The sequence below is a fragment of the Moorena sp. SIO1F2 genome (assembly GCF_010672755.1).
Classification (GTDB): Bacteria; Cyanobacteriota; Cyanobacteriia; order Cyanobacteriales; family Coleofasciculaceae; genus Moorena.
Genome location: NZ_JAAHFV010000667.1, coordinates 1 through 1340 on the forward strand (window position 1 = coordinate 1; position 1340 = coordinate 1340).

Genomic DNA, 1340 nt, shown 5'->3' on the forward strand with positions numbered 1-1340 from the left:
CCCTACTCCCTACTCCCTGCTCCGAAGTCCCTGCTCCCTACTCCCGACTCCCGATTCCCTACTCCCTACTCCCTACTCCCTGTTGCTGGTAATCTCTCTAATTGCTGCTAAATTGGGATAGGGTAATACGCTATCCATGGCTAGCCAAAGTAAGTACTCGATATTTCCGGCGGGGCCAGTAATGGGGGAGGAGATTAATCCTTTGTACTGCCAAGCTAGGGGTTTGGCGGATTCTAGAACGTTTGCGATCGCATCCGCACGGTGATTGGGGTCCCTGACTACTCCCTTTTTCCCGACACGGTCACGACCAACTTCAAACTGAGGCTTGACTAGCAACACTACTTCACGGGGAGGGGATAGCAGTTGCCACAGAGCAGGAAGAATTTTGGTTAAGGAAATAAAGGAGACATCGACTACGCCTAAATCAGCATAGACTTGACTCTGATTCGGGACTGGTGAAACACCGTACAAGTCGGCTGGCTGAAGATAGCGTAAGTTGGTACGTTCTTTCAACACCACCCGCTGGTCATTGCGCAGACTCCAGGCTACTTGTCCATATCCCACATCAACACCATAAACCTGTTTTGCTCCAGCTTTTAGCAAGCAGTCGGTAAAGCCACCGGTGGAAATGCCACCATCTAGGCAAATGCGTCCGTTTACTGAAATTCCAAATACCTCCAAGGCTTTGGCAAGTTTTTTCCCTCCTCTGGATACAAAAGGGGGTTTCTCTTTGACCTGAATCTGAGCCGTGGTGTTAATTTCAGTTCCTGGCTTATCTAATATTTGTCCATCTACCATCACTTCACCCGCACGAATCAGCACCTGAGCTCGCTGTCGGGATTCACACAGGTTAAGGTCTACTAATAATTTGTCGAGTCGTTGTTTAACCAATGGGATTGGAAGGTTAGGAGGTTAGGAGGTTAGGAGGTTGAAGGTTAGAGGGTTTGAAGGTTGAAGGTTAGAGGGTTTGAAGGTTGAAGGTTGTAAGGTTGAAGGTTAGGAGGTTGAAGGTTAGGAGGTTGAAGTTAGTGCGTAGGGTGCGTTAGGGAGGGGCGAGCCCTAATTTTCCGCCTCGTAGCCAGTGTTGGGATAGCCCGTCCCGTAACGCACCGCCACCTTTGGAATAGTCCGCCTCGTAGCCAGTGTTGGGATAGCCCGTCCGATTGTAACGGGCAAGATGCCCATTCCACCCACCGGGTCAAACAGCAAACATGAGATTCACCCTTCCCAACAGCCTTATCCCTAGTGACTGCACTTGTGATCTGTTTGCAGTCTACCACTGAGATACTGTGGTTTGGGTTGTTGTGTGACTTTCGCTGGTGCAGAAACTAGAATCGAGA

The 1340-nt window shown here is 49.8% G+C and carries 1 protein-coding gene; it reads right to left on the minus strand.

Translation table 11 applies throughout. The features are described 5' to 3' along the window. Window positions 1-72 precede the first annotated feature (72 nt). Window positions 73-891, minus strand: coding sequence for a TlyA family RNA methyltransferase (locus F6J94_RS33890; RefSeq protein WP_293048347.1), 819 nt, complete (start codon window positions 889-891; stop codon window positions 73-75). Between the last annotated feature and the right edge of the window lie 449 nt (window positions 892-1340).